The following is a 9,075-nucleotide window of genomic DNA, read 5'->3' as shown; positions in this document are numbered from 1 at the left end:
CCAGCAAATCCGGGCCTCACAGCGCCGCACGGCTCCGCTACCCCCTCCGAACGAAGGGACCTACCTCCAAAGAGGTATGACTTGCGCTATTCTTGGGTTTTAATGAGGGACTCAAGCATATCGAGCAGCTTTTCGAGTTCCTCTGGACCGTACTTGCGCTCGATTTCCCGATAGATCGCGCGTCGCTCGGGGGCCAGCTCATCGATCATGGCCTGGCCGGCCGGCGCAATCGCCAACTGGACGCGACGTCCGTCGCCCTCGAACTTTCCGCGCGTGATGTACCCGCGATCCTCGAGCGTCTTGATGATGCGCGTCAGGCTGGGAGCGAGGATGGACGCACGCTCGGCGACCTCGGTCGCATCGAGCGGACTGTTCTCCCCCAGGACGCGGATGACGCGCCATTGCTGTTCGGTCACGTCGTGACGGGCGAGCATGGGTCGGAAATTGGACATGACCGCTTCGCGGGCGCGCAGCAGCGACATCGGGAGCGATCGACGCGTATTCCTGGGCAGCAAGGCGGCCTCCGGGCACTTCGGCTGGTATGGCAGGCCAAGCTCTGCCAGTAGCGCCTATATTCCGATTTGACCGCCGATGGCAAACACCCCGGTCAAACAGCTTGACATGGCCGTCAATTTATTTAACACGTTAACTACATTCAAGCCGGCCGCAGAGTCGGAGGGAGACCATGCCGCACTTTTCCATAGAATACTCGGCGAACCTCGATAGCCGCGTGGACATGAACGCGCTCTGCGCGCTGATTTCGGACACGATCCTGGAGACGGGGTTATTCGAGGTTGGCGCGGTTCGGGTCCGCGCCTTCCGGGCGGAAGCGTATTCCGTTGCCGATCGCCTGCCCGAAAACGGCTTCATCGATATGTCCTTCCGCATCGGCGCCGGTCGGTCGGCCGAGGAGAAACAGAGAACGGGCGAGGCGATCTTCTCCGCCGTCGGCGCGTATCTGGCTCCGCTCTTCACTACCCCCCACTTCGCCCTTTCGCTCGAAATCCGCGAGATCGACCCGGATTTGAGCTGGAAGAAGAATGCCATCCACCCGCGGCTGCGCGGCAAGTAACGGTACCAATTGCCATGTCCGATTTCGAAGAGAACCTCAAGAAGGCCGAGGGTTACCTTGCCCGCTTCCAGCGCGAAGGCGTGCTCAACCGCATAAATGGCGAGGACGTGCCGGCTCTGGACGGCTCGACTTTCGAGAGCATGTCGCCGGTCGACCTCAAGCCGCTGGCCAAGGTTGCGCAGGGTAAGGCAGCCGATATCGACCGCGCGGCAAAGGCCGCGAAGGCCGCCTTCCCCGCCTGGGCCGCGATGGATGGCGCCTCCCGCAAGAAGCTCCTGCACAAGATTGCCGACGCCATCGTGGCGCGCGCAGAGGAAATCGCGTTCGTCGAGTGCATGGACACGGGCCAGTCGCTCAAGTTTATGTCCAAGGCAGCGCTGCGCGGGGCGGAGAATTTCCGCTTCTTTGCCGACCGGGCGCCCGAGGCGCGCGACGGCAAGGCGCTGCGCGCGGCCGGCCAGCTCAACATGACGACCCGCGTGCCGATCGGCCCGGTTGGCGTGATCACGCCGTGGAATACCCCGTTCATGCTTTCGACCTGGAAGATCGCCCCGGCGCTCGCCGCCGGCTGCACGGTCGTCCACAAGCCGGCCGAGTTCTCGCCGCTGACGGCACGTCTCCTCATCGAGATTGCCGAAGAGGCGGGGCTCCCCAAGGGCGTGTGGAACCTCGTCAACGGCATGGGCGAGGATGCGGGTAAGGCGCTGACCGAGCATCCGGACATCAAGGCCATCGGCTTCGTGGGGGAGAGCCGGACGGGCTCGATGATCATGAAGCAGGGTGCCGACACGCTCAAGCGCGTGCATTTCGAACTCGGCGGCAAGAACCCGGTCATCGTCTTTGCCGATGCCGACCTCGAGCGTGCGGCCGATGCTGCAGTCTTCATGATCTACTCGCTCAACGGCGAGCGCTGCACCTCCTCTTCGCGCCTGCTGGTGGAGGAGTCCATTTACGACGCCTTCACCGCCAAGGTGGCCGAGCGTGCCAATCGCATCAAGGTGGGGCACCCCCTCGACCCGCAGACGGTGGTCGGCCCGCTGGTGCATCCGGTGCACGAGAAGAAGGTGCTCTCCTATGTCGATATCGGGGTGGGAGAAGGCGCCACGCTCGCGGCCGGCGGCCGCAAGGTCGATGGCCCGGGCGGCGGATGCTACGTGGCGCCCACGCTTTTCACCGGGGTGCGCAACGACATGCGCATCGCCCAGGAAGAAATCTTCGGGCCGGTGCTGAGCGCCATCCCGTTCAAGGACGAGGCGGAAGCCCTTTCGATCGCCAATGACGTGCAGTACGGCCTGACCGGATATCTCTGGACTGCGGACGTCACGCGCGCCTTCCGGTTCACTGACGCCCTGCAGGCCGGCATGATCTGGGTCAACTCGGAAAACGTCCGTCACCTGCCGACCCCGTTCGGTGGCGTCAAGAACTCTGGCATCGGCCGCGACGGCGGTGATTGGTCGTTCGATTTCTATATGGAAACCAAGAACATAGCCTTCGCAACGGCACCGGCGAACATTCAGAAGCTCGGCGGCTGATCACGTCGCTCGACCTTGATTTCGATCAAGGCGACGGCCCCTGGGATGGGCAACGTCGCCTCGGCGCGAGGAGCGCCGACAGGAGGAAAAATGACCTTACCGAAACCCGTTCTCTACCCGCCCTTCAACATCGTGCGCCTGAGCCACGTCGAGCTGGCGGTCACCGATCTCGCCAAGTCGCGGGCCTTTTATGTCGATACGCTCGGCCTGCAGGTGACCGACGAGGACAAGGATACGATCTATCTGCGCGCCCTCGAGGAACGCGGGCATCACTGCATCGTGCTGCGCAAGAGCGGTCAGGCCGAGGCCCGCGACCTGGGGTTCAAGGTCTATAGCGAGGAAGACCTCGACAAGGCCGAGCACTTCTTCAAGGGCAAGGGCCTGCCGGTGGAGTGGGTCGAGCGCCCCTACCAGAGCCGCACGTTCCGTACCCACGATCCCCATGGCATCCCGCTCGAGTTCTACTCGAAAATGGAACGCCTGCCGCCGATCCACCAGAAGTATGCGCTCTACAAGGGCGTCAAGCCGCTGCGCATCGACCACTTCAACTGCTTCTCCCCGAACGTGGATGAATCGGTCGCCTTCTACAACGAGATCGGCTTCCGGGTGACCGAGTACACCGAGGACAACGAGACCGGAAAGCTCTGGGCTGCCTGGACGCATCGCAAGGGCGGCGTGCACGACATCGCCTTCACGAACGGCAAGGGCCCGCGGCTGCACCATGTCGCGTTCTGGGTGCCCACCCCGCTCAACATCATCGACCTGCTCGACCTGATGGCCACGACCGGCTGGGTTGGCAATATCGAGCGCGGCCCCGGCCGGCACGGAATTTCCAACGCCTTCTTCCTCTACGTGCGCGATCCGGATAATCACCGCATCGAGATTTACTGCTCGGATTACCAGACGGTCGATCCGGACCTCGAACCCATCCGCTGGGACCTCAAGGACCCGCAGCGGCAGACGCTCTGGGGCGCCCCTGCCCCGCGCTCATGGTTCGAAGAAGGCAGTACGTTCGCCAACGCCAAGGTGCGCGAGCCGGAGCTGGCAGCCCAGCCGATCATCGCGCCCTGATAGCCAAACCGGAGGCCTTCATGAATAACGACGATTTCCGCGCCTGGTCCACCAGGGCCGCCCAGTGGGGTGTCGACTATCGCGAAGGCCTCCGCGAGCGCCACGTCCGCGCTCCCCTCGTTCCCGGCAAGACGCTCAATGCCCTGCCCTCGGTTCCGCCCGAAAAGGCCGAGCCGATGGAAAAGATCTTCGCCGATTTCGAGACCCTCATCGTGCCGGGAATGACGCATTGGCAGCATCCCCGGTTCTTCGCCTATTTCCCGGCCAGCGCCGCGCCGCCCTCGGTCATTGCCGAATACCTGGTCGCCGCCATGGGTGCGCAATGCATGCTGTGGCAGACCTCGCCGGCTGCGACGGAACTCGAAATCCGCATGATCGACTGGCTGCGACAGGCCATCGGCCTGCCGGAGGGTTTTGGTGGCGTCATCCAGGACTCCGCCTCCTCCTCGACGCTTGCCGCCGTGCTCACCATGCGCGAGCGCGCGCTCGAATGGCATGGCAATTCCCAGGGGCTGGCAGCCAACAAGCAGTTGCGCGTCTATAGCTCGAACCTGGTTCACACCTCGATCGATCGCGCCATCTGGATCTCGGGCATCGGCCAGGAGAACCTGGTCCGCATTCCCACGCACGGTCCCCTGCAATCGATGGACCCGGCCGCGCTCGAGGCCGCCATCGTCGCGGACAAGGCCGCCGGCTACCTGCCGGCGGGCATCGTCGCCTGCGTCGGCTCGACGAGCGTCGGCTCGACCGACAACATCCGCGCGGTGTGCGAGATCGCCCAGCGCCACGGGCTTTACGTGCACGTGGACGCGGCCTGGGCCGGTTCGGCCATGATCTGCCCGGAGTTCCGGCACTTCTGGGAAGGCGTGGAAATGGCCGATTCCATCGTCTTCAACCCGCACAAGTGGCTGTCGGTGCAGTTCGACTGCTCGGCCCATTTCGTGCGCAATCCCGACGATCTGGTGCGCACGCTGGCCATCAAGCCGGAATACCTCAAGACCCACGGCCATGACGGTGTCGTCAATTTCTCGGAGTGGTCCGTCCAGCTCGGTCGGCGGTTCAGGGCGCTCAAGCTCTGGTTCGTGTTGCGGGCGGAGGGGCTCGAAGGCCTGCGCAGGATGATCCGGAACCACGTGCAGTGGGCCGAAAAGCTGGCGCACCGGCTCAATGCCGAGCCGGATTTCGAGATCGTCACGCAGCCGATGCTGTCGCTGTTCTCGTTCCGCTACGCACCGAAGGGCGCCGGCGACCTTGATGCCCTCAACCTGCGACTCGTCAACGCCATCAACGATGACGGGCGCATCTACCTCACGCAGAGCCATTTCGACGGCAAGCTCGTCATCCGCTTCCAGGCCGGCCACTCGGACATGACCGAGGCCGATGCCGATGTCGCGTTCGACACCATTGTCGAAATCGCCCGCTCCCTTGAAAACGAGAAAAAGACCGCATGAAGCTCAAGGATCCCACGCTTCTCCGCCAGGCTGCCTATGTCGCCGGCAAGTGGATCGAAGCCACGGCCGGCCAGTCCATCGCCGTAACCAACCCCGCCACCGGTGAACGGGTTGGCAATGTCCCCAGGCTGGGGACGGCCGCGACCCGCGAGGCCATCGAGGCCGCGCGCGAAGCGCAGGTCGAATGGGCGGCGCGGACCGCCAAGGAGCGCTCCGTCATCCTGCGCCGCTGGTTCGAGCTGATGATGGCCAACCAGGACGACCTGGGCCTCATCCTGACGCTCGAGCAGGGCAAACCCCTGGCCGAGGCCAAGGGCGAGATCGCCTATGGCGCCAGCTTCATCGAATGGTTCGCAGAAGAGGCCCGCCGGGTCTATGGCGACATCATCCCCGGGCACCAGCGCGACAAACGCATCATGGTGCTCAAGCAGCCAATCGGGGTGGTCGGCGCGATCACGCCCTGGAACTTCCCCAACGCCATGATCACGCGCAAGGCCGGGCCCGCGCTGGCCGCCGGCTGCGCCATGGTGCTCAAGCCCGCCTCGCAGACGCCGTTTTCGGCCATCGCGCTGGCCGTTCTCGCCGAGCGCGCGGGCATTCCTGCGGGGGTGTTCAGCGTCCTTACCGGTTCGGCCTCCGAGATCGGCGCCGAGATGACTGCCAATCCGATCGTGCGCAAGATCACGTTCACCGGCTCGACCGAGATCGGCGCGCAGCTCTTTGCGCAGAGCGCGCCGACTATCAAGAAGCTCGGGCTGGAGCTGGGCGGCAATGCGCCCTTCATCGTCTTTGACGACGCGGACCTCGATGCCGCCGTCGAAGGCGCCCTGATCGCCAAGTTCCGCAACAACGGGCAGACCTGCGTGTGCGCCAACCGCATCTACGTGCAGGAAGGGGTCTACGACGCCTTCGCCCAGAAGCTCTCGGCAGCGGTCAGCAAGCTCAAGGTCGGCAATGGCCTCGATGAAGGCGTGGTGCTCGGGCCGCTGATCGACGACAAGGCGGTAGCCAAGGTCGAAGAACATATCGCCGATGCCGTGGACAAGGGCGCGCAGGTGGCGCTGGGCGGCAAGCCGCATGCGCTGGGCGGCACCTTCTTTGAAACCACGATTCTCACCGGCGTGACGCCGCAGATGGCGGTGGCGCGCGAGGAAACCTTCGGTCCCCTGGCTCCGCTCTTCGCCTTCAAGGACGAGGCCGACGTCATTGCACAGGCCAACGATACCGAGTTCGGCCTCGCCTCCTATTTCTATGCGCGCGACCTCGCGCGCGTCTGGCGGGTGGCCGAGGCGCTCGAATACGGCATGGTCGGGGTCAATACCGGCCTCATCTCCACCGCCGAAGCGCCGTTCGGCGGCGTCAAATCCTCGGGCCTGGGCCGGGAAGGCTCCAAGTACGGCATCGAGGAGTTCACCGAGATCAAATATGTCTGCCTCGGCGGTATCGGGGCCTAAGGAAAGCACAATGAGCAAGTATGGACGCCTCGCCACCGTCGAGGCCGCCGGCAAGGTCCGGTATGGCGCGATCACGGACAAGGGCTTCGTCGACCTCACTCGCCCCGAATGGCCGAGCCTGCGCGAAGTCGTCGAAGCAGGAGCGCTGCGGCGGCTTGTCGACGAGGCGGCGAACCGGCCGGCGGACTTTGCCGAAGGCGAGTTCACCTACGCCATTCCGGTGCCGTCGCCGGAAAAGATCATCTGCGTGGGCGTCAACTACCCGGACCGCAACGAGGAGTACAAGGACGGCCAGGCCGCGCCTTCGAATCCTTCGCTGTTTCCGCGCTTCCCACGCTCGTTCGTGGGACACGGCGTCCCCCTCACCCGTCCGATGGTCTCGCCCCAGCTCGACTACGAGGGCGAAGTCGTCCTGGTCATCGGCAAGGGCGGACGGCACATTTCGGAAGCCAACGCGCTCGACCACGTTGCTGCACTGACGCTGTGCGATGAAGGCACGGTGCGCGACTGGGTGCGCCACGCCAAGTTCAACGTGACGCAGGGCAAGAATTTCGACGGCACCGGCTCGATCGGCCCCTGGCTCGTGCCCTATGTTTTGGAAGACCAGATCGCCGATATCCGGCTTACGACGCGCGTCAACGGCGAAATCCGCCAGGACGATCGCACCAGCCGCATGATCTTCAGCTTCCGCAAGCTCATCAACTACATCTCGACTTTCACCACGCTCGTGCCGGGCGATGTCATCGTCACCGGCACCCCGACCGGGGCCGGGGCGCGGTTCGATCCGCCGATCTGGCTCAAGCCGGGCGATGTGATCGAAGTCGAAGCCGAAGGGATCGGCACGCTGCGCAACGGCGTGGCCGACGAAGGAGTATCGCAATGATGACCGCCCAAGAGGTCGAGGACGCCGCCGCGCGTCTGTTCGAGGCCGAACGTAACCGGACCCAGATCCGCATCCTGAGCCTCGACTTTCCGCAGGCGACGATGGACGACGCCTACGCGGTGCAGTCGGCGCTCATCCGCCGCAAGATCGCGGCCGGCCGCAAGGCCAAGGGCTGGAAGATCGGCCTGACGTCCAAGGCCATGCAGTATGCGCTCAACATCAACGTGCCGGATTCGGGCATCCTGCTCGATGACATGTTCTTCCCCGACAGCGCCACCATACCGGCGGACCGCTTCATCCAGCCGCGCGTCGAGGCCGAGATCGCCTTCGTCATGAAGGCGGACCTCAAGGGGCCGGACGTCACGATCTATGACGTGCTGAACGCCACCGACTTCATCACGCCGGCCATCGAGATCCTCGATACGCGTATCCAGCGCGCGGACCCGGAGACCAAGAAGGTTCGCACCTTCTTCGACACGATCGCCGACAATGCCGCCAATGCCGGCATCATCACCGGCGGCCGGCCGGTGCGTCCGCTCGATGCCGACATGCGCTGGATCGGCGCGATCCTGCTGCGCAATGGCGAGATCGAGGAGACCGGGCTTGGCGCCGGCGTGCTCAACCACCCGGCAGCGGGCATCGCCTGGCTGGCCAATCGCCTGGCGCAGTACGGGTCTTCCATTTCGGCGGGCGACGTGGTGCTCTCGGGCTCCTTCATCCGTCCCGTCGAGGCCCGGCATGGCGATACCATCGTCGCCGATTTCGGACCCTACGGCACCGTCAGCGCCTATTTCGCCTAAGGATTTTCCAATGCCCGCTCCGCACAACACCTTCAAGGCCGCCATCCAGAATGGAGAGAGCCAGATCGGGCTCTGGCTCGGCATGGCCAATGCCTATGCGGCCGAGATCTGCGCGGGCGCCGGGTTCGACTGGGTGGTGGTGGACGGCGAACACGCCCCCAACACCCTGCCCACCATGGCGGCGCAACTCCAGGCCATCGGCGGCAAGAGCCATCCGGTGGTGCGTGCGCCCATTGGGGAAACCTGGATCATCAAGCAATTGCTCGATATCGGCGCCCAGACGATCCTGGTGCCGATGGTGGAAACGGCGGACCAGGCGCAGCAACTGGTTCGCGCCATGAACTACCCGCCAAAGGGCGTGCGCGGCGTCGGCGCGGCCATGGCCCGTGCCTCTGCATTCAACCGCATCCCGGACTACCTCACCACCGCGAACGAAGAAGTATGCCTGCTCGTCCAGGTGGAGAGCCGCGCGGCCATGGATAACATCGAGGCCATTGCCGCTGTGGAGGGGGTCGACGGTGTCTTCATCGGGCCGTCGGACCTCGCCGCGGACATGGGCTATCTCGGGCGGCCGGGCGTACCGGTAGTGCAGGCGGCGGTCGAGGACGGCATCGCGCGGATCCTGAAGGCCGGCAAGCCGGCCGGGATCCTGACCGCCGACACGACGCTCGCGCAGCGCTATCTCGAATTGGGCGCGACCTTCGTCGCCGTCGGCACGGACGTGACGCTGTTCTCGCAGGCGACCAGCGCGCTGGCAGCCAAGTTCAAGGGCATGCCCGCGGCGGCGCCGGCCAAAAGCAGCGGCTACTGAG

At 64.8% G+C, this 9,075-nt stretch carries 9 protein-coding genes; 8 read left to right on the top strand and 1 reads right to left on the bottom strand.

Going from position 1 to position 9,075, the window contains the following annotated elements; all coding sequences use genetic code 11:
- Nucleotides 1–86 precede the first annotated feature (86 nt).
- Nucleotides 87–482, bottom strand: a complete 396-nt coding sequence (gene hpaR, locus FNA67_RS07495) for a homoprotocatechuate degradation operon regulator HpaR (RefSeq protein WP_147658160.1) — start codon at nt 480–482, stop codon at nt 87–89.
- A gap of 203 nt (nt 483–685) precedes the next feature.
- Here hpaR and FNA67_RS07490 point away from each other — a divergent pair, with 203 nt between their 5' ends.
- From FNA67_RS07490 to hpaI, 8 genes are all read left to right on the top strand, one after another.
- Nucleotides 686–1,072: a 5-carboxymethyl-2-hydroxymuconate Delta-isomerase gene (locus tag FNA67_RS07490; protein WP_147655579.1), complete on the top strand. Its 387-nt coding sequence runs from the start codon at nt 686–688 to the stop codon at nt 1,070–1,072.
- A gap of 14 nt (nt 1,073–1,086) precedes the next feature.
- The gene (hpaE, locus tag FNA67_RS07485; protein WP_147655578.1) at nt 1,087–2,604 is read left to right on the top strand and encodes a 5-carboxymethyl-2-hydroxymuconate semialdehyde dehydrogenase; all 1,518 of its coding nucleotides are present in this window, start codon (nt 1,087–1,089) and stop codon (nt 2,602–2,604) included.
- Between the two features lie 90 nt (nt 2,605–2,694).
- Nucleotides 2,695–3,675 (top strand): 3,4-dihydroxyphenylacetate 2,3-dioxygenase, encoded by a 981-nt coding sequence (gene hpaD / locus FNA67_RS07480; RefSeq protein WP_147655577.1) that lies wholly within the window; start codon nt 2,695–2,697, stop codon nt 3,673–3,675.
- 20 nt (nt 3,676–3,695) lie between these two features.
- Entirely contained in the window at nt 3,696–5,126 is a 1,431-nt protein-coding gene (locus FNA67_RS07475; RefSeq protein WP_049704597.1) for a pyridoxal phosphate-dependent decarboxylase family protein, read from the top strand.
- Nucleotides 5,123–6,580, top strand: coding sequence for an NADP-dependent succinate-semialdehyde dehydrogenase (gabD, locus tag FNA67_RS07470; protein WP_147655576.1), 1,458 nt, complete (start codon nt 5,123–5,125; stop codon nt 6,578–6,580). The genes FNA67_RS07475 and gabD overlap by 4 nt, the downstream gene beginning before the upstream one ends.
- A 10-nt stretch (nt 6,581–6,590) precedes the next feature.
- A complete protein-coding gene (locus FNA67_RS07465) occupies nt 6,591–7,463 on the top strand; it encodes a fumarylacetoacetate hydrolase family protein (protein WP_147655575.1) in 873 nt (290 codons plus the stop codon).
- Nucleotides 7,463–8,263, top strand: coding sequence for a 2-oxo-hept-4-ene-1,7-dioate hydratase (hpaH, locus tag FNA67_RS07460; protein WP_147658159.1), 801 nt, complete (start codon nt 7,463–7,465; stop codon nt 8,261–8,263). The genes FNA67_RS07465 and hpaH overlap by 1 nt, the downstream gene beginning before the upstream one ends.
- Nucleotides 8,264–8,273: 10 nt before the next feature.
- The gene (gene hpaI, locus FNA67_RS07455) at nt 8,274–9,074 is read left to right on the top strand and encodes a 4-hydroxy-2-oxoheptanedioate aldolase (protein ID WP_147655574.1); all 801 of its coding nucleotides are present in this window, start codon (nt 8,274–8,276) and stop codon (nt 9,072–9,074) included.
- The last annotated feature ends 1 nt before the right edge of the window (nt 9,075 follow it).

This window comes from Youhaiella tibetensis (assembly GCF_008000755.1).
GTDB lineage: Bacteria > Pseudomonadota > Alphaproteobacteria > Rhizobiales > Devosiaceae > Paradevosia > Paradevosia tibetensis.
This window is presented reverse-complemented; position numbering and strand designations above follow the sequence as displayed.